Raw genomic sequence first — 25,339 nt, forward strand, 5'->3', positions numbered from 1 at the left:
TCGCAGATCGCCGGGAACCTCCTTGTCTGTCGCGGCTCAGAGCCTTGCGGCCTTGATGGTCGAGCGACGAGAGATCATCATCGTCGGCCCTGGTGCCTTTTTGCACCCAGTTCCCATTCAGGTGAAAAACCATGAACCATGCAATTCGTGTCGTTGCCATTCTTCAATCCAAACCGGGCAAGGCTGCCGAGCTGGAGGCCGTGCTGAAGGCCGCTGTGGTGCCATCGCGTCAAGAAGCCTGTTGCCATGAATACACTCTGCATGTCGACCGGGAAAATCCCGGGCGCTTCGTTTTCATCGAGACCTGGAGCGACATGGATGCGATCGAGCGCCATCGTGTAACCCAGCACTACGGGATCATGGGGGCCGCCGCCGCCGACCTGGTCCAGGACAAGCAGGTCCTGTTGCTCAATGAAGTACCCGGACAGTAATACCGCCACGCAGGGACGCGTCCATTTTCCTTTCGGGATTCGACATGACCGTGCTGACTTCCTCTCTTGATGCCCTGCGGCAGGCGCGCTACTCGCCTGCCTGCGTACACCACAAGCCTGCGTACGTCGCAACCCGCGTACGCCGCACCTTGTGTTCGAGGGTGCTTGTGCATGGGTGTCTCGCTCAATCGTCGATCGAATGGATGTCAATGCCGTTGGCCCTGGCCTGGGCCACCAGTTCTTCGGTGTCGCTGCCGCCGGGGAAGGCGATCACCAGGTCCGGTTCGCTGTCCTGCAACATGAACCGGTTGCGGCGCCGCTCGGCCTGCTTGCCGTAGCGCTGCCAGTTGGAGGGGTAGCGCACGATGTGGGCGCCGGTTTCCCGGGCCCAGTCCTCCAGGGTGCTGCCCAGGTGCTGGTTGCCGCCGTGCACCAGCACCTCGATGCCCTGCCGGGCGTGGTAGGCCTCGAGCACCTTGCGACACAGGGCGGCATTCATGTAGTAGCGGCCGGCGCAGATCAGGACGCGCATGGGTAGTCATCCTTGTCGTTGCGGTCCCGTGTCGGACCGGACGCCTCCAGCGGCTCGCCCAGGCCCGGGATGTGTTCGCCGGCCCGCTCCAGCACCGGGTAGGCCAGGGCGGCGATGTGGTGATGCACCCGGCGGTAGTCGCGCAGCACCCGCTGGAAGATGTCCCCGGACTCGGCCCAGGCGCTCTTGTCGGCACTGAGCTTGCGAAAGTGCTCGCGACTGGCACTGGCCTCCAGGCGACGGATCGAGGCCTTGCGGGCGACCAGACGGTGGGCGCTGGCAATGTCCTCGCGCAGGAAGACGGTGATGGCCAGGCTCAGGCTTTCCAGCAGCTCATCGTGAAGGCGATGGATGTGCCCCAGCTCGAACTTCGAGAAGCCCTCGCCGCGCCGGCGGCGCCGTGCGGCCAACTGCGCCAGGTTGCTGGAGAGGATGTCGCCGGCATGCTCCAGGTTGATCACGAACATGAGGATTTCCTGGGCGCGGTCGGCGTCCTCGTCATAGAGACCATCCTGGCCGATGTCCGCGAGGTAGGCGCGGATGGCGGCGCTGAGCAGGTCCAGTGACTGGTCCAGTTGGCGGATCTGCTCGGGAGTGGCCTGGGTCGGGCTCTCGAACAGCCCGAGCATCTGGCTGAACATCACCGACAGCATGTCGGCCAGGCGCAGCGCTTCGCGCACGGCGTTGGACAGGCCGACATTGGCCACTTCCAGCCCGGCTTCGTCGAGGTACTGCGGCATGCCTGGGTCGGCTGCCGGTTCGGGGGCCGGCAGCCAGCGCGTCAGCAGGTTGGCCATGGGTTCCACCAGGCCGAGAAAGCCCAGCCCCAGTAGCAGGTTGAAGGCGCTGTGCAGGTACACCGCCTGACGGTCCGGGGCGATGCCCGAGTGTTCCAGCAGTGGGCCCAGCCACGACACCCAGGGCAGGATCAGCAGCGCTCCGAACAGCCGCACGGCGAGGTTGCCCAGCGGCATGCGCCGGGCGACCGCAGTGCTGGCATTGAGCACGGGTGGCAAGGCACCGCCGATGTTTACCCCCAGCACCAAAGCCAGGGTCGTGATCGGCGTCATTGCGCCGGTGCTGGCCAGCGAGGCGATCAGCAGGATCACCGCCACGCTGGAGTGGCAGATGCAGGTCAGCAGGGCGGCGACCAGCAGTGCGATCAGGATGTCGCCCTGCAGGCCTTGCATCACCGCCTGAAAGACCGGGGTGCTTTCCATCTGGCCGAGCACGCCGCCCAGCAGGTTCAGCGCGAGCAGCATCAGCCCCAGGCCGATCAGTGCGCAGCCGATGCTCTCGTAGCGCGAGTCATCGCGCAGGCGGAACACCACGAAACCGAGCAGCAGGACGATGGGGATTGCCAGCGAGGTATTGAAACTGAGCAGTTGCACGACCAGGGTCGAGCCGATGTTGGCGCCGAGCATCACCGCCAGCGCCGGCGCGAGGCTCAGGGTGCCGGCGGCGGTGAACGAGGTCGCCATCAGGCTGACCGCCGTGCTGCTCTGCAGGATGGCGGTCAGGCCGATGCCCGACAGCAGGGCTTTCCAGCGCTTGTCCAGGTTGCGGCCCAGGCCGTTGCGCAGTTGGGTGCCGAAGCCGCGCAGCAGGGCGGTGGAGACCATGTGGGTACCCCACAGCAACAGGGCGATGGTGCCGGCGAGTTTGATCAACAGAGTGGTTCCAGACATGAGGGTTCTCCCTGTGCTGGTGTGTTACTTCCTGGGTGGGCGCAGCAGCCTCACCGAGGCACGACTGATGGTGCTGGACAACCCCAGCAGGTAACGCATCTCGACACCGGTCAGGTGCCTGCGGACATACAGCCTGACGGTGACACGGCGGACGACCTGGGCGGCCTTGCTCAGGCACCGTACCGCCAGTGCCCGGACGCCGTAGTCGAGGAGGGCGAAGCATTTTTCCAATGGGTTCATGGCCGTCTCCCGGGTTTATCCGGTGGGGTCGATCCGGGCACGAACACCGCGACCCTCCTGATGGGAGGCGGCCGGGCGGCGCTCCCACAGGGGACGGTGTCGTACTCGGGTGCTCGTCAGAACCACTGCTTGAAGCGGCGGATGTAGAGGGTCTTCATGGTCTGGGCCAGCACGCAGTAGGTCAGCAGCGTGCCCACCAGCCATGGGAAGTAGCTCATCGGCAACGGCACCAGGCCCACCAGCGTGCCCAGTGGCGAGAACGGCAGGTAGATACCGATCGCGACGGCGATGCAGGTCATGACGATGATCGGCAGTGCCGCGGTGCTCTGGAAGAACGGGATCTTCTGGGTCCGCAGCATGTGCACCACCAGCGTCTGCGACAGCAGCCCCTCGACGAACCAGCCGGACTGGAACAGCGCCTGCATCTCCACGCTATTGGCGGCGAACACGTACCACATCAGCGCAAAGGTGGTGATGTCGAAGATCGACGAGGTCGGCCCGATCCACAGCATGAAGCGGCCGATGTTCTTCGCATCCCACTTGCGTGGCTTGCTCAGGAACTCCTTGTCCATCCGGTCCCACGGCAGGGCCAGCTGGGAGATGTCGTAGATCAGGTTCTGCAGCAGCAGGTGAATCGACAGCATCGGCAGGAACGGAATGAACGCACTGGCCACCAGCACCGAGAACACGTTGCCGAAGTTGGAACTGGCGGTCATGTTCAGGTACTTCATGATGTTGCCGAAGGTTTCCCGACCCTTGAGCACGCCTTCCTCGAGCACCATCAGGCTCTTTTCCAGGAGGATGATGTCGGCCGATTCCTTGGCGATGTCCGTGCCACTGTCCACCGAGATACCGACGTCGGCATCGCGCAGCGCCGGGGCGTCGTTGATGCCGTCACCGAGGAAGCCCACGGTGTGCCCGTTCGATTGCAGGGCCTTGAGCACCCGCGACTTCTGCAGCGGGGTCAGCTTGGCGAAGACCGTGCGCTCCTCGACCCGCAGCTTGAGGGTGGCCTCGTCCATGTGCTCGATGTCCTGGCCGAGCAGGGGCAGGCCCGGTTCCAGGCCGACCTCGCGGCAGATCTTGCAGGTGACCACCGCGTTGTCGCCGGTCAGCACCTTGACCGCCACGCCGATCTCGCGCAGGGCGGCAATCGCCGGGCCGGCGGTCTCCTTCGGTGGGTCGAGGAAGGTCAGGAAGCCGCGAATCACCAGTTCGCGCTCGTCGGCGGTCTTGTACTGGGCCTTGGCCTGGCCTTTGGCGATATTCCGGGTGGCCACCAGCAGCACGCGGAAGCCGTCCTTGTTGTAGTCGTTGGCCAGGGCCAGCAGTTCCTGGCGGCGCTGCTCGTCGAGAGCCATCACGGTGTCACCCTCCATCACCTGGCTGGAGATGGCGAGCATTTCCTCGACCGCGCCCTTGCACACCAGCAGGTGGTCGCCGTGGTTGTCCCTGACGATGATCGACAGGCGCCGGCGGACGAAATCGAACGGCAGCTCATCGACCTTGCTGTAGGCGAACGGCACCTGGAACTTCGGGTCCTGCTCGGAGAAGCGCAGCACCGCCTGGTCCATCAGGTTCTTCATGCCGCTCTGATGGTGGCTGTTCAGCCAGGCCAGGCCCAGCACCGCATCGTTGCGCCGGCCGTGGCTGTCGACATGGTGCTCGAGGATGATCCGGTCCTGGGTCAGGGTACCGGTCTTGTCGGTGCACAGCACGTCCATCGAACCGAAGTTCTGGATCGCGTTCAGACGCTTGACCACCACCTTGCGCCGGGCCATGGCGACGGCGCCCTTGGCCAGGTTGGCGCTGACGATCATCGGCAGCATTTCCGGGGTCAGGCCAACAGCCACAGCCAGAGCAAAGAGCAGGGCATCGCCCCAGTCGCCCTTGGAAAAGCCGTTGAGCAGGAACACCACCGGCACCATCACCAGCATGAAGCGGATCAGCAGCCAACTGACACTGTTCACCCCGCGGTCGAAGGCGGTCTGCACCCGCGAGCCGACGATGGCCTTGGCCAGTGAGCCGAAGTAGGTCCGCGGCCCGGTGGCGACCACCACGGCCTTGGCGGTGCCGCTGACCACGTTGGTACCCATGAAGCAGATGTTCTGCAGGTCGAGCAGGTTGTTCTGGTCGGCGGCGGCACCCGCTGCGGATTTCTGCGCAACGTCGCCGAGGGTGTCGTACTTTTCGACCGGCAGCGCTTCGCCGGTCAGCACGGCCTGGCTGATGAACAGGTCGCGGGACTCGATCAGGCGGATATCCGCCGGAATCATGTCGCCGGCCGACAGGTGCACGATATCGCCGGCCACCAGTTCACGCATCGGAATTTCGCGCAGGGTGGGCTGGCTGCCCATCTGCTCGCGACGCAGTACGGTGGCGGTGGTGCGGACCATGGCCTTGAGGGCTTCGGCGGATTTGCCCGAGCGGTACTCCTGCCAGAAGCGCAGGCTGCTGCTGAGGGTGACCATGGTCATGATAATGATGACCTTGGTCAGGTCGCCGTCTTCGCCGGCGCGCTCGGCCAGCCAGAAGTCGGTGAAGAAGCTGATGCCGGCCAGGATCAGCAGGACATAGATGAACGGGTTGTTCAGCGCATGGAGAAACTGCACCAGCGCGCGGGGCGGCTTGTCGTGGGCGACCTCGTTGAAGCCTTCGCGCTGCAGGCGGCCTTCGGCGTCCAGCTCGGTGAGGCCGTCGCGGCTGGCCCTGACGTTGCCCAGGGTGGTGGCCAGGTCCTGTTGCGATTCGCGGGCGGCACGCATCGACAGCCGGGTGTTGTCCTTGCCGTTGTGCTGGTGGTGCCGTGGCGGAGTTTTTACGTTGCTCATGGGAATGCCCCTGTCACGTCTTTGCGACCAGGCATGTGCGGCTCACCGAATGCGGGGCGAGCGAATACCTGCCGAGTCGCGAGAGTGCGATCGATTCGAATATGGGTGTTGGGGAATATTTAACGTTCGCTGCCCGCCCACGGAAAAACGACAGGCAGCGAACCGACTACTGGCTTCGTCCATAATGACTTTCTCGATATTCATTAATTAACGGGCAAAGAAATCCCGTGCACTTCAAAGTTGCGAAAGTGCATGTTTGGAAGTTGTCTTCGCTTGCGCCGGATAATTAGGCGGCGCGAACCTCGACGGCGCCTTCCAGGGTTTTACCCGCGCGCAGTGAGTGTGCGAGCGCGCTACTCTGCGGGTCCTGGCTGTCATCGAAGCTCCAGCGCTGCTGCAGCCGACCGGTGCTCGGGCAGATGCGCCAGCCGATGGTCGCACGTGGCGATGCCTGGGGAGCGGAGGAGGGAATTGCGAACAGGGCGCTGGGCCGCAGGGCCACAGTGGGCTCGCGGGACAGCTTGACGCGCATGCTGGAAGCAAAGGCGCGAACGCCTGGCATTACGGAAGATTTGAAAGTCATCACACACCTCGCGACCGGACTGGCGCCGGCAGAGGCGAGTTACGTGGAGCACGAGGCCCTGGCGCAGCTCACCCGACTGTGCGTCGAGTCCCGTCATTATTTGGGTTAAGCGCCCGATGAACCGCCTTCGCGGTGATCGGACTGCGTCTGGATACTGTGTCCATTGGGTTCTTTTTTAAGTTGAAAAAGGGCCTGTTTCGCAGGCAGGGGAAATTTACTCAGCGAGGCGTATCAAGTCAATAAAAAATAGGCTGTTTCGATACATATAAGCTGAATGGCAGCTGAAGTACTGCCGGATTGGATTTGAAGTTGTTTTACCGTTGGCTGGGGAGCCTGCCGCGATGGCAGGCTCCCGCAGTTGTTTACTCCCAATCGGCCTTGCCGATCGCCAGTCCATGCAAGCCGTTGTAGCTGGCGCGTTCCGGCGACTTCCAGCCTTCGAGCAGGCTGTCTTCGAGCTGGTAGACCTCGACGCCCAGCGGCCGGCACACGGACAGCGGGTCCTGGGCGTCCGGGCCCCACATCGGCAGCGACAGGTCGCCTCCCGGGCAGGTCGACAGGGCGCACAGCACGTCGATCTCGGCGAAGAATTCCAGGTAGTCGCCTTTCTTCGCCGGGCAGGCCTTCATGAAGTACATGTCGTCATGGTTCAGGCCGGTGCACTGGAAGATGTTCAGCACGTCGTGCACGTCGAACTCGGTCAGGCCGTGGGGCAGGACCGCGCGGGTCAGGTTGGAGTGGCAGTGGTGGTGGAAGTCCTCACCGGTGAGCATCTTGTTGACGTAGGGGTCGCAACGGGTGCCGAGCAGATCGTGCAGGCGCCCGCCGTGCTCATCGATGCCGTAGTCGGCCAGGCTGTCGTCGGTGATGGTCACCAGTGGCCGCAGGAACGGCAGGTTCGACCAGAGGCGGTCGTAGGTGCTCACGTGAGCACCCTGCAACTGGCGGGTACGGGCCGCCCACAGGCGTTCGCGCGGGTCGTTGGCGTTCCAGATGTTGAAGTCGCCGACCTGCGGGCCGACCGGTGCGGTCACACGGAACACGTGGCCGGCCGGCACCTTCCAGGCGCGGCCGGTGCGGATCGGCACCTCGAAGGACTCGATCAGGGTGCGGGCGTCCCGACGCTCGCGGATGCGATCGTAGAACGGCTTGTCGACCTGCAGGGCCGAGCCCTTGCTGACCTGGTAGGCGGCGGGGTAATCCTTGTACATGGGTAGGTCTCCGGTTTCAGGAACGGGGTGGGTGGTTGAACAGATCGAGCAGGGCGTGCTCGGAATCGTCCAGATAACGGGTCATGGCTTCGGCGGCGTCATGACGACGGCCGTCGGCGAGCAGGTCGTGGATCTGCCGGTCGCGTTCCAGCCAGGGACGCTGGAAGTTCTCTTCATCGGGCGCCACGGCGAACACCAGGCGCATCTGCGCGGCGATGTTGGTGAAGAAGGCGTCGAGCAACGGGCTGCGCAACAACCCGATGATGTGCTGGTGAAAGCGCAGGCTATGGGTACCGAAGGCCTGCCAGTCCTCGCGTTCGCGGGCCAGTTCGGCGGCTTCGATGGCGTCGAGCATGCGGTCGGACTCGTATTCGCGCAGCGGCTTGCTGCCCAGGATCGCCTGGACCTCCAGGGTGCGGCGCACCAGGAACAGGTCACGTACTTGTGGCACGCCGAGGCGCCGGACCATCACCCCCTTGTTGCGCACATAAGTGGCCAGGCCCTCATGCCCGAGCTGGTGCAACGCTTCGCGCACGGTGTTGCGCGAGGCGTTGTAGCGCACGGTCAGCTCGGCCTCGACCAGCGCCATGCCCGGCAGCAGCCGGCCGCCGATGATGTCTTCGCGCACCTCGCAGGCCACCTGGTCGGCCAGGGACAGGACGGTGCCGGTTTTTTCCGGGGTCTTGGTTTTCATGCCAGTTGCACATCCTTGAGGAAGCGGCTCATCCGTTCGCTGCGGTTGTCCAGCAGTTCGCGTGGCGCGCCGGCCTGGACGATCTGTCCGCTCTCCATGAACACCACGCGGTCGGAAACCTGGAAGGCGAACTTCATTTCATGGGTGACGATGACCATGGTCATGCCTTCGCGGGCCAGGTCCTCGATTACCTTCAGCACGTCGCCGACCAGCTCCGGGTCCAGCGCCGAGGTCGGTTCGTCGAACAGCATCACCTGGGGCCGCATCGCCAGTGCCCGGGCGATCGCCACGCGCTGTTGCTGGCCGCCGGAGAGCTGGTGCGGGTACTTGCCGGCGTGCTCGCGCAGGCCGACCTTGGCCAGCAGCGACAGGCCCAGCGCCCGCAGTTCGGCATCGCTGGCGTGACCGTGGTGGCGTGGCGCGAGTACGACGTTTTCCAGCACCGTTTTGTGCGGGAACAGATTGAAGCCCTGGAACACCATGCCGACCTGGACGATGCCGTCCATGTGCAGGCGGCTACCCAGGCTGCCGCCATCCTCGTGGCTGCCACGCAGGAACGGCGCGCCACACAACTCGACCTGGCCGCGGTCCAGTCCCTCCAGGCCGTTGAGGGTGCGGATCAGGGTGGTCTTGCCCGAACCCGATGGGCCGATGATCGACACCACCTCGCCGAAACGGATGTTCAGGTCGATGCCCTTGAGCACTTCCAGTTGGCCATAGTGCTTGCGCGCGCCGGTCACCCGCAGGGCGAACTCGCCGCGCCGCGGGGCGCTCTCCTGGCGGACGGGGAACCGTTCCGTCGGGCTGTCGGCAATCACCCTGGGCTGGCGGCGCGTCACGTCCAGGTGCTGTTCCAGGCGCCGCAGCAGGTAGCTGAACACCGTGACGATCAGTACATAGTAGAAGGCCACCGCGAGCATGGTCTCCATGACCAGGAAGTTCTGCGTGTACAACTGCTGGCCCACCAGCAGGATCTCCGACAACGAGATCACCGAGACCAGCGAGGTCAGCTTGACGATGGTGATGTACTCGTTGGCCAGGGTCGGCAGGGCTACCCGCAGCGCCTGCGGGATGACGATCAGGCGCTGTACGCCGGTGTAGCGGATACCCAGCGCCTTGCCGGCTTCGAGCTGCCCCTTGGCGACGGCCAGCAGGCCGCCCCGATGGATCTCGGCGATGTACGCCGCCTCGCTCAACACTAGCGCGATCAGGCCTGCGGCGTAGGGGTTGGACAACAGCGCGCTGGTGCTTGGAAACACCTGCGGCAGGTTGTAGACGAAGATCAGCAGCACCAGCAGCGGCAGGCTGCGGAAGAACCAGATGTACAGCGCCGCGCTGCGGTTGAGGGCGCGATTGCCCGACTGCCGGGCCAGGGCCAGCACGAAGCCGAGCACGATGCCCAGCAGCCAGGTCTCGACACTCAGCTCCACCACGGTGCCGACTGCCTTCCAGAAATCGCCGTTGACCAGCAGGCCTGCGGCGTAGTGCCAATCGAATTGCATGCTCGACGCTCCCGCTTACTGTGCCGCCTGGGGATTCTGGCCCAGGGCCAGGGCCACTTCGCTCGGGCTCGGTTCGCCGAGGTTGTAGCGGGTGAGGAGGGTCTGGTACTCACCGCTGCTCTTCATCGCCGCCAGCCCCTGGCGCAACTCGCCGAGCAGCGCATCGTTACCCTTGCGCACGGCCAGGCCGATCACCACCGGGTAGATCAGTTCCTTTGAACTGATAACCACCCGGCCCTTGAGCTTGTCGGCGGTGATCGCGGCCACCGCGGCGTCCTCGAACTGCACGTCGACGGCCTTGGCCAGCAGCGCCTGGGCCGCTTCCGGCGAGGTGGGGAATTCACGCGAGTCGATCGGCGCCTGGCCGTTGGCCTCGCAGTGGCTCTTGGAAAGTGCCATCAGCTTGGGAATCCACGAGCCGCCCTTGATCGAGCCGATGCGCTTGCCGCAAAGGTCTTCCGGACGCTGCGGGCGGAAGCTGTCATCGGCGCGGACCATCAGCGAGGCGCCGCTCTTGAGGTAGGGCACGAAGTCGACCTGGGTGGCGCGCTCGGGGGTGACGTACAGCGCCGAGGCGACTACGTCGAAGCGGCGGGCATTGACGCCCATCACCAGGTTGGCGAAGCGGGTGTCCTGGAACTGCGGGGTCAGCTTGAGGTGCTGGCCGAGCAGGGTCATGAACTCGGGGTCGAAGCCCGCCGGCTTGCCCTGGGCCAGGTAGGTGTAGGGCGGGTAGGTGAGGTCCGAGCCGATGCTCAGGCGGTCGGCTTGCAGGGTGCCGTCGGCGGCCTGTGCGGCGCTGGCGGCACAGAAGGTCAGGGCGAGGGTGAAGGCTTTGACTCGGGACATGGGAAACGCTCCACTGATGATTGTTCAACAATCGTTATGGATACGTATATCAATAGTCGTGCCATATACTGGGTTCATGGCCGATCAGACCGGCGCAAGGTGGCGATTCGCATCAGAAAAGCGCACGGCCTTTACCGCAAGTAACATCGTGGTGCGTCAGTGTGTGGCCTTTTTTCCGGCAGGACCGGCGGCTTGCCGGTCGATAGACGGGCAATCGGCGCTCTTGGCACAATCGGCTCTTTGGCAGGCATTCACTCAAGGGGCATCATGGACCGCTACGTACACTCCCTCCGTTCGATGTTGTTGCTCTCCGGGCTGCTGTTGGGGGCCGGTACACCCGCGGTCGCCGCGTCTTTCGATTGCCAGAAGGCCTCCACGGCGGTGGAAAAGGCCATTTGTGCCAGCCCCGAACTGAGCGGGCTGGATGGCGCCCTGGGCGCCTACTACAGCAAGGCCATGGCCACGCTGGCACCCGAAGCGGGTGAGGCCTTGCGCAATGACCAGCGGACCTGGCTGCAGGCCCGCAATGCCTGCGCGGCTGCCCCGGACAAGCTGGCCGCCTGTCTGCAACCTCTGCTGAGCCAGCGGGTGGTGGAGGTGGGCAAGCGGGTCCAGCCCGATACCGCGGCGCTGGACGCGCTCATCGCCAGCATTCCCTATCACCCGGCCGAGGCCGCCGAGGGGTTGAGAGGGTATCCGGGCAATGGCTTGGCCGCCGCCTGGCTGGTCTACCTGCGGCGTTTCGAACCGACCAGCGGGGTCACGCAAAAGGAGGCCGAGGAAAGTCGGCGAGTGGCGATCAAGGCGTTGTCGGACGACAGTTTCTCGCTGTCGGTCTTCACCGATACCGAGAAGGATGCCTCGGTCAGCCGTGAGCGGGTCGACCTGACGCTGCTGCGCATGCTGATCGAGCGATCGGAGTATGAGCCCTACAGTCAGCGTGCCTACGTGCACTGTTTCATTTTCTCGCGCCAGGGCGAGGATGCCTACGCCAGTTTTGGCCCGTTGTATGGTTCCAGCCGCGACAGTGGGGCGCCGATCTGCGAGCCCCAGGGCAATCTGTTCGAGCAGGGGCCGTGGAAACAGCTCGATAGCAGCTTCGAGCCGGTGCTGGCGGCGGCCAGCGAGAACAGCGGCACCATCCGTTTTGCCAGCTACGCCGGCTGGAGCCTGATGGCGCTGCGGGCAACCGTTTCCCCGCGGGATTTTCTCAAGGCCGCGGACCAGCAGGGTACGGATCCCGAGCAGGTCATCCGTGACTGGAGCGACGACAAGTCCTGGCCGACGAAACAGCGGCAACAGGCCTTGGCGGCCATTGAACCGGCGCGCCAGGCAACCAGCGCCTGGCTGCAGCGCGAGCGCGGCCTGTCGGCCAGCGAGGCCCGGCAGGCGGCAAGGGAGATCGTTCGCCAGTGGCTGGGCGACCGCCTGGATTTCGTTGGCGAAAACAGCGAAGGCTGATTCTTGACGCCTAAAATCCGGCACTCTATGATGCCGGCCATTAAATTGATATCAGTTGTATCAAGCAGTTATATCAAGGGACCGTCCAGACGGATTTCTCCTCAGGACGAGCTTCCTCGCGGCACAGCCGCCCTGCGTTCACCCCTTCGGGTCATCTCTTCATGTTCCGGGCGATGCAGCTCGCCCGGGCGACCGTTTCATGGCGCTCACGCCAGGCCAGGTCCATGAACTTGCCAATCGTTGGCAGGTCAAGGACCTGTTCGCGCTCGAAGTGGAGAACGCTGGCAATCACAACTCAGGGTGGATAACAGGGAGAGTCAGGTTTGATGGGTCATGTGTTCGGTTCGTTGCGATTGGCTGTCGCCATGCTGGCGGGTGCGGTATTGGCCGGTTGTGCCCAGTCACCGGGAACGCTTGAGCAGTGGGGCGGCTATGAGCCGCGGATCGGGCGCGTCGGTGGCAGCGATCGCCTGTCTGGCGAGAAGACACTGTTTGCCGAACCGACAAGCTACATGGATGTTCTGTTGAGCAACGCCCAGGGAGCCAGGCCATGAAGATCCCTGCCCTGATCCTGGCCATCGCGCTGCTGGCCGGTTGTGCTTCAAAATCCGACTACTACGTGTCGCCCACACCGGTGCATATCCCGGAAACCGCCACCTATTGGATCGACTCCTTCGATCTGGCACTGGTGGGGGAGAATCCTCGGTTTCTGTCCCAGGACATCCTGCGCCAGCGCTTGCGCAATCAACTGTCCGACAAGCTGAGCACCATTGGCCGCTATGCCAAAAACCGCGAAAGCGCCGATTACCTGCTGGACGTGAGTACGGTCTACACGCGCCACATCAGCGACTCCAAGGGCGGCCTGGTGTCGATGATCGTCGATGACAACACGATCCTGGCCAGTGTCGATTTCAGCTACAAGGTCAAGGTGTCCAGGTCTGGCGCCGAGGTGCTCAACTTCGCCCAGGCACGTGATCGCCTGATGCCAGCCGGCGTGCAGGGCAACCTGCGCAACTACAAGACCATGTGGGGCGCCATCAGCAACAAGGGCAATTCCGACGTCGAGGAGTTCTATGTCGACGTCTTGCCGAACTTCATCGTCAAGGACATCGAAGGCATTCCTTCGCACTGATCCCGTGCCTGTTCCGGCGCTTGTGCAACGCAAGCGCCGATCGAACACGATCCATGTTTCTCGCCATCACCCTCGCGGCATTGATGCACCTCCCACGCTCCCTATGATGGCCATGAAGTCTGTCGGATTCGACAGCCTCGCGTACTTTCATTCCTGCGAGCGCCACCATGACTGCAACGAGAACCCTCTACGACAAGCACATCGATTCCCATACGGTGTGTCGCCTCGACGACCAGGGCCATGTCCTGCTGTACATCGACCGCCAGGTCATCAACGAATACACCAGCCCGCAAGCCTTCAGTGGCCTGCGCGAAGCCGGGCGCGGCGTGTGGCGTCCGGAAACGGCCCTGGCCGTGGTCGATCATGTGAACCCCACCGCGCCCAGGCGCATTGCCGCCATGCCGGATGCCGGCGGGGCACGGCAGGTGTCGTACCTGGCCGAGAACTGCGCCGATTTCGGTATCGAACTGTTCGATGTGCTCGACAAGCGCCAGGGTATCGAGCATGTGGTCGCCCCCGAGCAGGGCTTCATCCTGCCCGGCATGGTGGTGGCGGCCGGCGATAGCCACACCACCACCTATGGTGCCCTCGGGGCCTTCGGCTTCGGCATCGGCACTTCGGAGATCGAACACCTGCTGGCCTCCCAGACGCTGGTCTACAAGCGCCTGAAGACCCTGCGGGTGACGGTCGACGGCGAACTGGCGGCCGGGTTGACCTCCAAGGACGTGATCATGGCGCTGATCGGCGAAATCGGTGCTTCTGGCGCGACGGGCTACGCCATCGAATTCTGCGGTTCGACCATCGATGCGTTGAGCGTCGAAGCGCGCATGACCATCTGCAACATGGCCGTGGAAGCCGGTGCCCGGGGTGCCTTCATGGCCCCGGACGAGAAGGTGTTCGCCTATCTCAAGGATAAGCCGCGGGCGCCACAGGGAGAACTGTGGGAGCAGGCTGTCGCCCGTTGGCGCGAGCTCAGGAGCGATGCCGGCGCGCGGTTCGACCGGGAGGTGCATCTGGATGCCACGGCCCTGGAGCCGATGGTCACCTGGGGCACCAGCCCGGACCAGGCGGCGCCGATCGGTGCACGGGTGCCGGACCCGGAAAGCCTCGACGATCCGATCCTGCGCCAGGACATGCGCCGGGCCCTGAACTACATGGGCCTGGAAGCCGGCATGCCGTTGAGCGAGATCGTCATCAGCCATGCCTTTATCGGCTCCTGCACCAATGCCCGGATCGAGGACTTGCGTGACGCGGCCCGGGTGGTGCGCGGCCAGCAGGTGGCCAGGCATGTGCGGGCGATGATCGTGCCGGGCTCCACCCAGGTTCGCGACCAGGCCGAAGCCGAGGGGTTGGCGGCGGTATTCATCGCGGCCGGGTTCGAATGGCGCCAGTCCGGCTGCTCGATGTGCCTGGCGATGAACGACGATGTGCTGGCGGCGGGCGACCGCTGTGCCTCCAGTACCAACCGCAACTTCGAAGGTCGCCAGGGCGCCGGTGCCCGCACGCACCTGATGAGCCCGGCGATGGTGGCGGCTGCGGCGATTGCCGGACGCCTGACCGATATCCGTTCCCTGGAGCAACGCCCATGAGCCTGCAACCGTTTTCCCGGGTCACCGGCAAGGCTGCACCGATGCTGGCGGCCAATATCGACACCGACGTGATCATGCCCAAGCAGTTTCTCAAGGGTATCGACCGCAACGGTCTGGATCGCGGGTTGTTCTTCGACCTGCGCTTTTTGCCTTCGGGCGAACCCAACCCCGAGTTCGTGCTGAACCAGCCGGCCTGGCAGGGAGCGAGCTTCATGGTGGTCGGGCCGAACTTCGGTTGCGGTTCCAGCCGTGAGCACGCGGTGTGGGGGTTGAAGCAGGTGGGCATCCGTGCCCTGATCGGCAGTAGTTTCGCCGGGATTTTCTACGACAACTGCCAGCGTAACGGCGTTTTGCTGATCACCCTCGATGAGGCGACGGTGCAGCGGTTGGGGCAGGTGGTGAGCCAGCCGCAGGGGGCCGAGATTTCGGTCGACCTGCAGGCCCAGCAGATTGGTTTGCAGGACGGCAGCGTGATCGGGTTCCAGATCGATGCCCTGCGTAAATCCGCCTTGCTGCTCGGGCTGGATGCCATCGGCAGCACCTTGCAGCGTCGCGAGCAGATCGAGGCATTCGAGCGCTCGCATCTGCAGGCCAATCCCTGGTTGAGCTGAGCGTGGCCAGAGTCCGTATACCTTCGTTTTGAATCGATTCATGTCTTGAGCAAGGCTTGGGTCCCATTCGCGGGCAAGCCGCGCTCCTACTGGGGCGGAGTCGAACGCAAATCCTGCGCTCGACGCAAACCTGCAGGAGCGCGGCTTGCCCGCGAACAGGCACCGAATGCGGCCTCAAACCATGGCTCTTCCCTGGAGGCGGGAAGGTCATGCCTCAGCGATCGTCGAAGCGTATCAGATCGACAATTGACGGAAGTGCTCCTGCAGAAACTCCACGCAGGCCCGCAATTTCCCCGAGTAGGCCAGCCGCGTCGGGTACACCGCCCAGACATTCGCACTCTGGGTGTGTTCGTGCAGCACCTGCACCAGTCGCCCCTGCTCCAGCAGCGGTTTGACGTCCCACAGCGAGCGCAGCAGGATGCCGCGCCCATCCAGTGCCCACTGCAGGACGATCTCGCCGCTGTTGGATGACAGCGGCCCGCGTACGCGCACGCTGTCCTGGCGGCCGTCGCACTCCAGGTTCCAGATCCCGAAGGCGTTGTCGCGCTCCTTGAGCACCAGGCAGTCATGCTGTTCCAGGTCGCTCAGTTGGTGCGGCGTACCACGTCGTTCCAGGTAGGCGGGGGCGGCGCACAGCACCCGGCGGTTGCTGACCAGGCGTCGGCCGATGTGCTGGCCGGGGATGTCATCGCCGACGCGGATTTCCAGGTCGAACCCTTCGCTGACGATATCCACCACGCGGTCGAACAGGTCCAGGCGGATTTCCAGTTCCGGGTAGCGTTCGGCCAACCGCGACAGCGCCGGGGCCACGTGGTTGCGACCGAAACCGAAGCTGCTGCACAGGTGCAGGCGACCGCTGGGGCTGTCATGGGCTTCGGACAGTTCGTCGCTGAGCTGCTGGAAATCTTCGAGGATGCGCACGGCCCAGCGTTGCACCCGTTCGCCGTCCTCGGTCAGGGCGATCCGTCGGCTGGTGCGGTGCAGCAGGCGGGTGGCGAGGGTGGTTTCGAGAATCTGGATGCGCTTGCTGACGTAGGCGGGCGACAGTCCCAGCTCGTCGGCCGCGGCAGCGAAGCCGGCCTTGCGGATGACGGTGAGGAATACGCGCAGGTCTTCGGGCAGGGGCACGGCGTCTTTCTTTGGATTCATGGGCGGAGCAACGGGCACTGGCGGCAGGAGCCGCCAGAATAGCATCCGTGGGAGCAGGATTTATCGGCGAAGTTGGAGGGCCCGTTCGCGGATAACTCCTGCTTCTACAGCATTACTCGGCGGGCTGGCTTACCAAGGCCTTGCGCTCGCGGCCGAGGGCGATCGGCGCCATCCTGCTACGGTCGAGCTGGCCTTCCCAGGCCGCCACCACCAGGGTCGCGACAGCATTGCCGATGATGTTGGTCAGCGAGCGGCATTCGGCCATGAAGCGGTCCACACCGAGGATCAGCACCATCGCCGCCACCGGTACGGTCGGCACCACCGCCAGGCTCGCGGCCAGGGCGACGAAGCCGGCACCGACCACCGCACCGGCGCCCTTGGAGGTGAGCATGGTCACCGCCAGCAGGGTCAGTTGCTGTTCCAGCGTCAGGTCGATATTGGTGGCCTGGGCCAGAAACAGCACCGCCAGGGTCATGTAGATGTTGGTGCCGTCGAGGTTGAAGGTGTAGCCGGTCGGCACCACGATGCCCACCACGCCCTTGGAACAGCCCAGCTTCTCCAGTTTCTGGATCAGTTGCGGCAGCGCCGATTCCGATGAGCTGGTGCCGAGCACGATCAGCAGTTCCGACTTGATGTAGCCCAGCAGGCGCAGGATGCTGAAGCCGGCATAACGGGCGATGCTGCCCAGCACACAGGTGATGAAGATCAGCGCGGTCAGGTAGAAGGTGCCGACCAGTTTCATCAGCGGCAGCAGCGAGCCCAGGCCGTACTTGCCGATGGTGAACGCCATCGCGCCGAAGGCCCCGATGGGGGCGACCCGGGCGATCATGCCGACGATGCGGAAGAACACTTCGCTGGCCTGGTGGATCACGCCCACCAGCGGCCGGGCCTTCTCGCCGGCCATCACCAGCGCCAGGCCGAACAGCAGCGAGACGAACAGCACCGGCAGGATCTCGCCCTGGGCGAAGGCATCGAAGAAGGTGGTGGGGATCACGTGCAGCAGGAAACCGGTCACACCTTCGCCGTGCTGGGCCTGGCCGACGAAGTTGGCGATGGCCGAGGTGTCGAGGGTCTTCACATCGACGTTGAAGCCCGCGCCCGGGTGCAGCGCGTGGGCTGCCAGCAGGCCGATGGCGAGGGCCAGGGTGGAGACGATCTCGAAGTACAGCAGCGCCTTGCCGCCGACCCGCCCGACCTGTTTCACGTCGTGCATGTTGGTGATGCCGGAGACCACGGTGCAGAAGATGATCGGGCCGATGATCATCTTGATCAGCTTGATGAAACCGTCGCCCAGGGGCTTGAGCTCGACACCGGCCTGCGGCCAGTGGTTGCCGATCAGTACTCCCAGGACGATGGCGATGACCACCTGGATATACAGGGTTCCCAGCAGTTTTCTGATTGTCATTTTTATTATCTCCGGAGTTACAGGCAAGCCGATCCCGCCAGGGGCCGTCACGGCGGCCCACGGGGAAGGGGTGTTTCAGATCAGGGTTGCAGGGCGCCCGTCAGCGCAGGAACGGCAGCACCTCGTCCAGCAGCGCCTGCGGGATTTCCTCGGCCAGGTAATGGCCGCCCGGCAGCGCCTTGCCGCGCACATCGGTGGCGACCCGTTGCCACTCGTGCAGTGGGTCGAAGCAGCGGCCGACCGTGCCTTCTTCGCCCCACAGCGCCAGCAGCGGCAGGTTCAGCTTGTGCCCGGCGTCGAGATCGGCCCGGTCGTGCTCCAGGTCGATACCGGCGCTGGCGCGGTAGTCCTCGCAGACGCCGCGGGCGCTGCCGGGCAGGCTGAGGCAGCGGATGTATTCGCTGAAGGCTTCGTCGGTGAACGGCTTGAGCCCGGCACTGCGGCTGCCCATGACGCTGCGCAGGTACTGCTCCGGGTTGGCCTCGATCAGGCTTTCCGGCAACGGTGCCGGGCGGATCAGGAAGAACCAGTGCCAGTAGGCGCGGGCGAAGGCTTCGTTGGTCTGGGCATACATCGACAGGGTCGGCGCGATATCCAGCAGCACCATGCGCTGCACCGCGTCGGGGTGGTCGAGGGCCAGGCGGTGGGCGACGCGGGCACCACGGTCGTGGGCCAGGATCGAAAACTGTGCGAAACCCAGGGCGCGCATCAGCTCGACGCCGTCGCGGCCCATCTCGCGCTTGGAGTAGTTCAGGTGCTGCTCGTCGGCCTCTGGCCGGCTGCTGTCACCGTAGCCGCGCAGGTCGGCGGCGACCACGGTGAAATGCCTGGAGAGCTCGCCCGCGACCTTGTGCCAGATGACGTGTGTCTGCGGGTGGCCGTGCAGCAGGAGCAGGCCTGGTCCGCTGCCGCCCACGCGGTAGGCGATGTCCACACCGTTGACGTGGCGCTGGTCTTTCTGGAATCCGGCGAACATGGAAGTGGCTCCTCGTTATGGTTGCCGACATCCTAAGTCCCACAGCGCTACAGGCAAGGCGCAAAGCGTGGTGCGCTCGTTCATGAAGTGTGTTGCTGGTCGCGGGCGAGGGTTCAGCCCCTGGACTGCTGGAACAGCTTCGCCGCCCGTGCCTCGATCTCGGCCTGGGTCAGGTCTTCCTTGTGGCTGGCGAGGAACCAGACATGGCCGAACGGGTCCCTGAGGGTGCAACTGCGGTCGCCGTAGAACTGGTCCTGCACTTCGCTGACCACCGTGGCCCCGGCCGCCGTGGCGGTTTCGAACTGCTTGTCGACATCCGAGACGTACAGATGAATACCGACCGAGGTGGGCCCCTGGGGACTGACGAACGGCCCTTCGCCGCAGGGTGTGCCGAGCATCAGCGGCGAGTCGCCGATGCGCAGTTCGGCATGGCCGATGCTGCCATCAGGCATTGACAGGCGCATGATCTCCGTGGCGCCGAAGGCTTGCTTGTAGAAGTCGATGGCCGCAGCGGCCTGGCTGACGCCCAGGTAGGGGGTGATGCTGTGGAAACCCTCCGGTATCGCTTTGACGCTCATCGTCGTTCTCCCTTGTCGTGTGGCGATGACCGGCCACCGTGGCCGGTCATCTGACTATAGGCCACGGGGGACGAGGGGTTGGGCGAGCTGACGGAGTGTGCTGCCGCCTCAGAAATCGACATCCGCCTGTCGGTTGTAGAGCGCCAGCAGGACGTCATAGCGGTGGCCGACGTTCCAGAAGTCATCGCTCAGCACCTGGGGTTCGGCGTGGTTGCGCCAGTCGCTTGCCAATTGCTCCAGGGCGGCCTGGTATTGTTGCATCGGCTGTTGCAGCCTCGACCACAATTCGTGGACCGGACCATGGCGGCGGTTGGCGGGGAGGGCGTTGCGATAAGCTTCGGCAGACTCCTGAGCTTGGCGCAGTTCGTCACGGGTGCTGCCGAGCAGGGGCAGGTCGAGTCGCTGCCGGCGTGCCGCTGCTTCCAGGCGGTCGATGCCCAGGCGGGCTTGCAGCATGTAGTTCAGCAGGTGCCAGTGCATGTCCCGGCCCAGCTTCTGCTCCAGGTGTTCCAACTGCCTCGGGCGCAGCGCGAGCTCGGTGCTTTCGAGTTCGCGGCGCAAGGTGTCGGAAAGCGGGAGGAAGGCCTGGACTCTTTCGGCGTGCCGCTTTCTGTCCGATTCGGCTATCACGCTGCTGAACTGGGCCTCCAGTTTCTCCGGCAGCAGGGGCTTGGCCGAGACCGAGTCCAGGAGCCCAGGTGCCTGGGCGCTTGTCAGGGCTGGCAGGTAGCGATCGGCGAGCAGGCCGATCTGCCGCGTGCCGTCGACAAGACTGGCCTTGAAGGCGTTGGCGGGTTTGCAGAAATCGTTTTTTATCGCCTGGTAATCATGGCGTTGCAGAGAGGGGAAGTCATCGTCCCTGTGGCTTTGCCCGGCCTCGCGATCCAGGCGCCAGGGCACCTCGGCGACATTCACGCACTTGACCAGTGGCCGCAGTGCATTGGCTTCGGCTGTCGCCTCACTGGCGTGACGGTCCAGCCAGATGTCGAAACGGTTCTGTTGCCGCTCGGTGCCGACCAGCAGGTAGAGACCGCAGATCAGCAGTACGCCGCCAGAGAGAAACCAGCGCTTGTCCATCAACGGGCCTCCTTGCCGTACCACTGTTCCCGGGTGGCCGGGAGACGGCAGTCCTCGACGCTTGCCGGCATGCGGCTGCACAGGCGCTCGGGCCAGGGCTGCAGCCCCTCGTTGCGGCCCGCTACGGTCCTGCCGTGCGCCACATAGAGCGCCAGCGTGCCGAGGCTGATACTCAGTATCAGGGCGCCGGCCAGCCAGCAGGAGAGGAGGTGGCGCCGCGGCCTTTTGCCTATCCGGTCAGTCCAGGCCAGTGCCAGCATCGTACCGGCGTAGGTCAGCAGGGGGAGCATGCCCAGCCAGGCGGCGGTCACTCCCGCCACCAGCCAGCAGGGCAGCAGTTCGCGCAGTAGCAGCGGCGCAGGACGGCGGGGGCTGAGCCTGTGCGACAGGCGTTGGCTGAGACGATGATCCAGCATCCAGACGCTGTCCGCCACCGCCGGCCAGAACCAGAGCAGGGTGCCGGTGAGCCCGCCCAAGGCCAGTGACCAAAGGGCAATGGCGTCGGCCGTCGCCTTCAACCCGCTGCCCGGCAACAGCTTCTGCTGCACCGCGGCGGCAGTGCAGGCCAATATCACCGCGGCGAAGCCAAGCCAACCGGTATCGGCGGACTGCCAGTCGCGCCAGAAGAATGCATTGGCGTCGGGCAGCCGGCTTTCCAGGCGTGGATGGCCGTGCCGGATCCTCTGCGCAGCCTGCTGGCAGGCCTGCCAGTCCTCCTTGTGGAAGCGGCGTGCGAAGCTGCGTCGCTCGGCCAGTGATATCGGGGCGAACAGCAGTTGCGTGGCGCGGTTGTCGGGCGTATTCGCCGGCAGTTGCAGGCGATGCATGTGCTGGGACAGCAGTTCTTCGTCCCGACTGCGTTCCAGCAGGCGCGTCCAGTACGGCTCCGGACAGCGGGGCGCGGGACCGACATCGTCCCACTGCCGCAGCTTGCACATCGCGTGAAAGAGCCGGGCAGACCAGAGCGGGCACTCCAGCAACAACCTGGCCAGTACTTCATCGAGCGGTTGCTGGTGGTCCAGGGCGTCGAGCCCGTAGAGTTGCACCCGGTGGTAGTACTCGCGCCAGAAACCTTCGACATTGCCCACATCGAGCTGATAGCCGAGGGCTTGTTCCAGGTTCCCCAACAGGCGTCGATGCAGCTCGGCGAGGGCGCTGCGGGGAACATCGGTAGGCCGCCACGGGCTCATCCACTGGAAGCGTTCCAGGCCCCAGTGGGCCAGCGCCGTGAAGTCCTGCCCGGGTTCGAGACAGCGCAGCAGCAGTTGTTCGCCGAATTCGTGCTCGCAGCCATAGAGGGGGCCTTGGCGAACCGCTCGTCGAGCAGGGCCGCAGTGATGCCTTCGAGTAACCGCGTGGCCGCGCGTTGGGCGCCAGAGTGGCCGGCGGGGCGGGGCTGCAGGCCGGTGTCCGTGTCGTAGTGGATGGTATCGCTGGCTGCTGCGATGTCCTCGCGTACTGGCTCGGGGCCCGTTTCGCGCCAGTCCAGTGCCTGCTCGTAGGCCTCGCGCAGTCGCTGGAAACCCTCCGGGTCATCGTCCGGGCGGGTGCGCTTGAGCAGGCTGGCGTACTGGCGCTTGATGCTCCGGGGATCGGCATCCGAGGGCAGGCCGAGGACTTCCCAACAACTCATCGATACACCTCGAACGCCGTGTTCGATGCGGCTACCACGATCATGCCCACAAGACTCCCGGTAAAGATCATTCCCTGATGGGGGAGCGATGGTATCAAAGTGCTGCTGTCTGCGCCGCAACAGGCTTTATCGGTGCAGCAGGCTGGCTTTTTGCTCGGCGCTGCCTAAGATGGCCGACACAAGGATCAGCACAAGGCTCGGGCGACAGCCAATGTCGGAAAAAGACACCATCTCCATCCATCTGGTGCGCGAGGCGCTGCTGCAGAGTTGCGTCCCGGGCGCGGCCACCGAAGAGGTGCTGGACAAGGTCGGGATCGACCCGCAGTTGCTGCAGCGGCCCGAGGCGCGGGTGCCGGCCAGTGACTATGCGCGGCTGTGGCGCCTGCTCGCGCGGCGCAACGATGACGAGTTCTTCGGCATGGACCCGCGCAAGCTGCGCGCCGGCAGCTTTGCCTACCTGTCCCGCATGGGCATGGCGCAGCCGACGGTAAGGGCCGGGCTGGAGTCCGTGCTGGCGTTCCTCTCGCTGATGTTCGAACGCCTGCAGGCCCAGCTGGTGACCCAGCAGAGCCTGGCGGAGATCGTCCTGGCGGAGCCTGAGGGGGAGGCCCGGCGACCGTTCACCTATTTCACCTACTGGATGATCGTCCATGGCGTGGCCTGCTGGCTGGCCGGACGGCGGATCCCGATCCTGGCCATCGAGTTGCGGTGCGACGAGCCGGACTACTGCGATGACTACCGGGTGATGTTTTCCGAGAACCTGCGCTTTGCCCGGCCGCGGACGCGGATGATCCTCGCCGCCGATTGCCTGGACCTGCCGATCAAGCGCAGCCACCAGGAGCTGCAGCGCTTTCTCGGGCATGCGCCGGCCAATATCCTGGTCAAGTACCGCGATGCCCAGAGTTTTTCCAGCCGGATCCGGCATGACCTGCGGCAGTTGCCGGCCCAGCAGTGGCCGGAAACCGAGGCGCTGGCGCTGCGGCTGTGCATGTCGGCTTCGACCCTGCGCAGGCGGCTGGCGGAGGAGGGGCAGACCTACCAGGGGCTCAAGGACAGCGTGCGCAAGGAACTGGCGATTGCCTGGCTGGCCGAACCGACGATCAGCTTCGGCGAAATCGCCACGCGGCTGGGGTTCGCCGATATCAGTTCGTTCTACAAGGCCTTTCGCAAGTGGTCGGGCTCAAACCCTGGGCATTATCGCAGCCTGATTCTCAACGACAGCCAGTAGCGCCGGGCACGGTGCTGGTCCGCCCTGTGCGGCATTTCATTTGATCCTTCCCACGGTCCCCGTGGGAATGCCTCCCAGGACGCTCCGCGTCCGCCCGGAGGGTGCTTGCGCCTATTCATCATTGGCCAAACCAGTCAAGCAGGTTGAAGGCTTTGACCATTGTCGCAAGTCCCTGACGGGGCGACTATTTCCTCGGTTTTTCTACGGTTTCCTCTAATAACAAGACCGGGAGATTGCTGGGATGCGTGACTATCTGACTGCCACCGAGACTTTCAATTATCAGCACGTGGCTGAAACGAGCCTGAAAGGCACCCTGACGGCGCTCAATGCCTGCGTCGAATGTTGTGACCGGTATGCCTTGCCGGGGCGGATCGCCCTGTTCTGGGAGGGCCGCGATGGCAGCAGTGCCACCTATACTTTCACGCAGTTGCAGGAGCAGGCCGGGCGTTTCGCCAATTTCCTGCTGGCCCAGGGCGTGGGGCGCGGCGACAAGGTTGCCGGGCTGTTGCCGCGCAATGTCGAGCTCTTGGTGACGCTGTTCGCCACCTGGCGCATCGGTGCGGTGTACCAGCCGCTGTTCACCGCGTTCGGGCCCAAGGCCATCGAGCATCGCCTGAACAGTTCGGCAGCCAAGGTGGTGGTCACCGATGCGGCCAACCGCAGCAAGCTCGATGAAGTCGCCGACTGCCCAACGATCGTCACGGTCGCCGGTGCCAAGGGGCAGGGCATCGTTCGTGGCGACTTCAGCTTCTGGGCCGAGGTGGACAATTACCCGGCGGCTTGCGAGCCGCTGATGCTCAGTGGCGAAGATCCGTTCCTGCTGATGTTCACCTCGGGTACCACCGGCCCCGCCAAGCCGCTGGAAGTGCCGCTCAAGGCGATCATCGCCTTCCAGAGCTACACCCGCGACGCGGTCGACCTGCGCCCCGAGGATGCCTTCTGGAACGTCGCCGACCCGGGCTGGGCCTACGGTCTCTACTTCGGCATCACCGGGCCGCTGGGCCTGGGCCATCCGATCACCTTCTACGATGGCCCGTTCACCGTGGACAGCACCTGCCGGGTGATCGAGAAATATGGCATCACCAACCTGACCGGCTCACCGACCGCCTATCGCCTGCTGATCGCCGCCGGCGAGGCGTTTTCCAGCCGGATCAGGGGGCGCCTGCGCGCCGTCAGCAGCGCCGGTGAGCCCCTGAACCCGGAGGTGATCCGCTGGTTCGCGGAAAACCTCGACGTCACTATTCTCGATCATTACGGGCAGACCGAGCTGGGCATGGTCCTGTGCAACCACCACGGCCTGCAGCATCCGGTGCACGTCGGCTCGGCGGGTTTCGCCTCGCCCGGTCATCGCATCGTGGTGCTCGACGACGATCATCGGGAACTGGGTGTCGGCCAGCCGGGGATTCTCGCCCTGGATCGTTCCCAGTCGCCGATGTGCTGGTTCAACGGCTACAAGGGCTTCGAGACCAAGGCGTTCGTCGGCCCGTACTACCTCAGTGGTGACACGGTGGAGCTGAACGCCGACGGCAGCATCAGTTTCGTTGGCCGCAGCGACGATGTGATCACCACCTCCGGCTATCGGGTGGGGCCGTTCGATGTGGAAAGCGCCCTGGTCGAACACCCGGCGGTGGTGGAGGCGGCGGTGGTCGGCAAGCCTGACCCCGAGCGCACCGAACTGGTGAAGGCGTTCGTGGTGCTCAATGCCCAGTACCGCGCCGAGCCGCAACTGGCCGAGGAGCTGCGCCTGCATGTGCGCAAGCGCCTCGCGGCTCATGCCTACCCACGGGAAATCGAATTCGTCGACGAGTTGCCCAAGACCCCCAGCGGCAAGCTGCAGCGTTTCATCCTGCGTAACCAGGAGATCGCCAAGGCCCAGGCCGGGGCCTGACACGACCCTGTAGGAGCCGGGCTTGCCCGCGAATAGGCCCTCAGGCTGAAA

Annotated in this window: 24 protein-coding genes; 8 read left to right on the forward strand and 16 right to left on the reverse strand. The window is 64.7% G+C overall.

What is annotated here, in order from left to right; translation table 11 throughout:
* Positions 1–131 precede the first annotated feature (131 nt).
* Complete coding sequence (locus ACM62G_RS25415) at positions 132–431, forward strand: putative quinol monooxygenase (RefSeq protein ID WP_419735879.1); 300 nt, start codon at positions 132–134, stop codon at positions 429–431.
* Positions 432–615: 184 nt separating this feature from the next.
* On the opposite strand, the gene ACM62G_RS25420 is transcribed toward ACM62G_RS25415, so the two are convergent.
* The 9 genes from ACM62G_RS25420 to ACM62G_RS25460 all read right to left on the reverse strand — a co-directional run bounded on the left by ACM62G_RS25420 (position 616) and on the right by ACM62G_RS25460 (position 10,561).
* On the reverse strand, positions 616–963 hold the full coding sequence (locus ACM62G_RS25420) for a DUF2493 domain-containing protein (RefSeq protein WP_419735880.1): 348 nt from the start codon (positions 961–963) through the stop codon (positions 616–618).
* On the reverse strand, positions 951–2,651 hold the full coding sequence (locus ACM62G_RS25425; RefSeq protein ID WP_419735881.1) for a Na/Pi cotransporter family protein: 1,701 nt from the start codon (positions 2,649–2,651) through the stop codon (positions 951–953). Before ACM62G_RS25425 ends, ACM62G_RS25420 begins: the two co-directional genes overlap by 13 nt.
* Before the next feature lie 24 nt (positions 2,652–2,675).
* Complete coding sequence (locus tag ACM62G_RS25430; RefSeq protein ID WP_273826168.1) at positions 2,676–2,891, reverse strand: hypothetical protein; 216 nt, start codon at positions 2,889–2,891, stop codon at positions 2,676–2,678.
* Positions 2,892–3,007: 116 nt separating this feature from the next.
* Positions 3,008–5,722 carry a magnesium-translocating P-type ATPase gene (gene mgtA, locus ACM62G_RS25435; RefSeq protein WP_273826167.1) on the reverse strand — a complete coding sequence of 905 codons (2,715 nt, stop codon included), beginning with the start codon at positions 5,720–5,722 and terminating at the stop codon, positions 3,008–3,010.
* A 286-nt stretch (positions 5,723–6,008) separates the two neighbouring features.
* The gene (locus ACM62G_RS25440; protein ID WP_419735882.1) at positions 6,009–6,305 is read right to left on the reverse strand and encodes a hypothetical protein; all 297 of its coding nucleotides are present in this window, start codon (positions 6,303–6,305) and stop codon (positions 6,009–6,011) included.
* 362 nt (positions 6,306–6,667) lie between these two features.
* Entirely contained in the window at positions 6,668–7,516 is an 849-nt protein-coding gene (locus ACM62G_RS25445; protein ID WP_054060759.1) for an urea carboxylase-associated family protein, read from the reverse strand.
* Positions 7,517–7,532: 16 nt separating this feature from the next.
* A complete protein-coding gene (locus ACM62G_RS25450) occupies positions 7,533–8,210 on the reverse strand; it encodes a GntR family transcriptional regulator (protein WP_054064377.1) in 678 nt (225 codons plus the stop codon).
* Entirely contained in the window at positions 8,207–9,712 is a 1,506-nt protein-coding gene (locus tag ACM62G_RS25455) for an amino acid ABC transporter permease/ATP-binding protein (RefSeq protein ID WP_419735883.1), read from the reverse strand. The genes ACM62G_RS25450 and ACM62G_RS25455 overlap by 4 nt, the downstream gene beginning before the upstream one ends.
* Before the next feature lie 15 nt (positions 9,713–9,727).
* The gene (locus ACM62G_RS25460) at positions 9,728–10,561 is read right to left on the reverse strand and encodes an ABC transporter substrate-binding protein (RefSeq protein ID WP_419735884.1); all 834 of its coding nucleotides are present in this window, start codon (positions 10,559–10,561) and stop codon (positions 9,728–9,730) included.
* 267 nt (positions 10,562–10,828) lie between these two features.
* Here ACM62G_RS25460 and ACM62G_RS25465 point away from each other — a divergent pair, with 267 nt between their 5' ends.
* The 5 genes from ACM62G_RS25465 to leuD all read left to right on the forward strand — a co-directional run bounded on the left by ACM62G_RS25465 (position 10,829) and on the right by leuD (position 15,354).
* Entirely contained in the window at positions 10,829–12,022 is a 1,194-nt protein-coding gene (locus tag ACM62G_RS25465) for a lysozyme inhibitor LprI family protein (protein ID WP_419735885.1), read from the forward strand.
* A gap of 326 nt (positions 12,023–12,348) precedes the next feature.
* Positions 12,349–12,576: a hypothetical protein gene (locus tag ACM62G_RS25470; RefSeq protein ID WP_273826162.1), complete on the forward strand. Its 228-nt coding sequence runs from the start codon at positions 12,349–12,351 to the stop codon at positions 12,574–12,576.
* Complete coding sequence (locus ACM62G_RS25475; protein ID WP_419735886.1) at positions 12,573–13,154, forward strand: hypothetical protein; 582 nt, start codon at positions 12,573–12,575, stop codon at positions 13,152–13,154. Before ACM62G_RS25470 ends, ACM62G_RS25475 begins: the two co-directional genes overlap by 4 nt.
* A gap of 167 nt (positions 13,155–13,321) precedes the next feature.
* The gene (gene leuC, locus ACM62G_RS25480; RefSeq protein WP_419735887.1) at positions 13,322–14,743 is read left to right on the forward strand and encodes a 3-isopropylmalate dehydratase large subunit; all 1,422 of its coding nucleotides are present in this window, start codon (positions 13,322–13,324) and stop codon (positions 14,741–14,743) included.
* On the forward strand, positions 14,740–15,354 hold the full coding sequence (leuD, locus tag ACM62G_RS25485; RefSeq protein WP_054064370.1) for a 3-isopropylmalate dehydratase small subunit: 615 nt from the start codon (positions 14,740–14,742) through the stop codon (positions 15,352–15,354). The genes leuC and leuD overlap by 4 nt, the downstream gene beginning before the upstream one ends.
* 234 nt (positions 15,355–15,588) lie before the next feature.
* Here the strand turns inward: leuD and ACM62G_RS25490 are convergent, their stop codons facing one another.
* From ACM62G_RS25490 to ACM62G_RS25520, 7 genes are all read right to left on the reverse strand, one after another.
* Positions 15,589–16,503: a LysR substrate-binding domain-containing protein gene (locus ACM62G_RS25490; protein WP_054060808.1), complete on the reverse strand. Its 915-nt coding sequence runs from the start codon at positions 16,501–16,503 to the stop codon at positions 15,589–15,591.
* 112 nt (positions 16,504–16,615) lie between these two features.
* Positions 16,616–17,908: a C4-dicarboxylate transporter DctA gene (dctA, locus tag ACM62G_RS25495; protein ID WP_054060809.1), complete on the reverse strand. Its 1,293-nt coding sequence runs from the start codon at positions 17,906–17,908 to the stop codon at positions 16,616–16,618.
* Between the two features lie 100 nt (positions 17,909–18,008).
* Positions 18,009–18,884, reverse strand: coding sequence for an alpha/beta fold hydrolase (locus ACM62G_RS25500; RefSeq protein ID WP_273826158.1), 876 nt, complete (start codon positions 18,882–18,884; stop codon positions 18,009–18,011).
* Between the two features lie 113 nt (positions 18,885–18,997).
* Entirely contained in the window at positions 18,998–19,462 is a 465-nt protein-coding gene (locus ACM62G_RS25505) for a VOC family protein (protein WP_054060811.1), read from the reverse strand.
* Between the two features lie 108 nt (positions 19,463–19,570).
* Positions 19,571–20,539: a DUF3829 domain-containing protein gene (locus tag ACM62G_RS25510; protein ID WP_419735888.1), complete on the reverse strand. Its 969-nt coding sequence runs from the start codon at positions 20,537–20,539 to the stop codon at positions 19,571–19,573.
* On the reverse strand, positions 20,539–21,729 hold the full coding sequence (locus ACM62G_RS25515; protein ID WP_419735889.1) for a hypothetical protein: 1,191 nt from the start codon (positions 21,727–21,729) through the stop codon (positions 20,539–20,541). The genes ACM62G_RS25510 and ACM62G_RS25515 overlap by 1 nt, the downstream gene beginning before the upstream one ends.
* A complete protein-coding gene (locus ACM62G_RS25520) occupies positions 21,726–22,172 on the reverse strand; it encodes a hypothetical protein (protein ID WP_419735890.1) in 447 nt (148 codons plus the stop codon). The genes ACM62G_RS25515 and ACM62G_RS25520 overlap by 4 nt, the downstream gene beginning before the upstream one ends.
* 211 nt (positions 22,173–22,383) lie before the next feature.
* Here ACM62G_RS25520 and ACM62G_RS25525 point away from each other — a divergent pair, with 211 nt between their 5' ends.
* Positions 22,384–23,400, forward strand: coding sequence for an AraC family transcriptional regulator (locus ACM62G_RS25525; protein WP_419735891.1), 1,017 nt, complete (start codon positions 22,384–22,386; stop codon positions 23,398–23,400).
* A gap of 241 nt (positions 23,401–23,641) precedes the next feature.
* Positions 23,642–25,288, forward strand: coding sequence for an AMP-binding protein (locus ACM62G_RS25530; RefSeq protein ID WP_416769152.1), 1,647 nt, complete (start codon positions 23,642–23,644; stop codon positions 25,286–25,288).
* Positions 25,289–25,339 lie beyond the last annotated feature (51 nt).

Source organism: Pseudomonas sp. COR18 (genome assembly GCF_048568395.1).
GTDB classification, from domain to species: domain Bacteria; phylum Pseudomonadota; class Gammaproteobacteria; order Pseudomonadales; family Pseudomonadaceae; genus Aquipseudomonas; species Aquipseudomonas fuscovaginae_B.

What these genes read in the sequence shown, in the direction of transcription:
- ACM62G_RS25415 (WP_419735879.1), top strand. Translation starts at nt 132, where the DNA reads ATGAACCATGCAATTCGTGTCGTTGCCATTCTTCAATCCAAACCGGGC.
- ACM62G_RS25440 (WP_419735882.1), bottom strand. Translation starts at nt 6,305, where the DNA reads ATGACTTTCAAATCTTCCGTAATGCCAGGCGTTCGCGCCTTTGCTTCC.
- dctA (WP_054060809.1), bottom strand. Translation starts at nt 17,908, where the DNA reads ATGACAATCAGAAAACTGCTGGGAACCCTGTATATCCAGGTGGTCATC.
- ACM62G_RS25420 (WP_419735880.1), bottom strand. Translation starts at nt 963, where the DNA reads ATGCGCGTCCTGATCTGCGCCGGCCGCTACTACATGAATGCCGCCCTG.
- ACM62G_RS25515 (WP_419735889.1), bottom strand. Translation starts at nt 21,729, where the DNA reads ATGAGCCCGTGGCGGCCTACCGATGTTCCCCGCAGCGCCCTCGCCGAG.
- ACM62G_RS25430 (WP_273826168.1), bottom strand. Translation starts at nt 2,891, where the DNA reads ATGAACCCATTGGAAAAATGCTTCGCCCTCCTCGACTACGGCGTCCGG.
- ACM62G_RS25510 (WP_419735888.1), bottom strand. Translation starts at nt 20,539, where the DNA reads ATGGACAAGCGCTGGTTTCTCTCTGGCGGCGTACTGCTGATCTGCGGT.
- ACM62G_RS25455 (WP_419735883.1), bottom strand. Translation starts at nt 9,712, where the DNA reads ATGCAATTCGATTGGCACTACGCCGCAGGCCTGCTGGTCAACGGCGAT.
- ACM62G_RS25520 (WP_419735890.1), bottom strand. Translation starts at nt 22,172, where the DNA reads ATGAGTTGTTGGGAAGTCCTCGGCCTGCCCTCGGATGCCGATCCCCGG.
- leuD (WP_054064370.1), top strand. Translation starts at nt 14,740, where the DNA reads ATGAGCCTGCAACCGTTTTCCCGGGTCACCGGCAAGGCTGCACCGATG.
- leuC (WP_419735887.1), top strand. Translation starts at nt 13,322, where the DNA reads ATGACTGCAACGAGAACCCTCTACGACAAGCACATCGATTCCCATACG.
- ACM62G_RS25475 (WP_419735886.1), top strand. Translation starts at nt 12,573, where the DNA reads ATGAAGATCCCTGCCCTGATCCTGGCCATCGCGCTGCTGGCCGGTTGT.
- ACM62G_RS25490 (WP_054060808.1), bottom strand. Translation starts at nt 16,503, where the DNA reads ATGAATCCAAAGAAAGACGCCGTGCCCCTGCCCGAAGACCTGCGCGTA.
- ACM62G_RS25505 (WP_054060811.1), bottom strand. Translation starts at nt 19,462, where the DNA reads ATGAGCGTCAAAGCGATACCGGAGGGTTTCCACAGCATCACCCCCTAC.
- ACM62G_RS25445 (WP_054060759.1), bottom strand. Translation starts at nt 7,516, where the DNA reads ATGTACAAGGATTACCCCGCCGCCTACCAGGTCAGCAAGGGCTCGGCC.
- ACM62G_RS25425 (WP_419735881.1), bottom strand. Translation starts at nt 2,651, where the DNA reads ATGTCTGGAACCACTCTGTTGATCAAACTCGCCGGCACCATCGCCCTG.
- ACM62G_RS25470 (WP_273826162.1), top strand. Translation starts at nt 12,349, where the DNA reads ATGGGTCATGTGTTCGGTTCGTTGCGATTGGCTGTCGCCATGCTGGCG.
- ACM62G_RS25465 (WP_419735885.1), top strand. Translation starts at nt 10,829, where the DNA reads ATGGACCGCTACGTACACTCCCTCCGTTCGATGTTGTTGCTCTCCGGG.
- ACM62G_RS25500 (WP_273826158.1), bottom strand. Translation starts at nt 18,884, where the DNA reads ATGTTCGCCGGATTCCAGAAAGACCAGCGCCACGTCAACGGTGTGGAC.
- ACM62G_RS25460 (WP_419735884.1), bottom strand. Translation starts at nt 10,561, where the DNA reads ATGTCCCGAGTCAAAGCCTTCACCCTCGCCCTGACCTTCTGTGCCGCC.
- ACM62G_RS25525 (WP_419735891.1), top strand. Translation starts at nt 22,384, where the DNA reads ATGTCGGAAAAAGACACCATCTCCATCCATCTGGTGCGCGAGGCGCTG.
- ACM62G_RS25450 (WP_054064377.1), bottom strand. Translation starts at nt 8,210, where the DNA reads ATGAAAACCAAGACCCCGGAAAAAACCGGCACCGTCCTGTCCCTGGCC.
- mgtA (WP_273826167.1), bottom strand. Translation starts at nt 5,722, where the DNA reads ATGAGCAACGTAAAAACTCCGCCACGGCACCACCAGCACAACGGCAAG.
- ACM62G_RS25530 (WP_416769152.1), top strand. Translation starts at nt 23,642, where the DNA reads ATGCGTGACTATCTGACTGCCACCGAGACTTTCAATTATCAGCACGTG.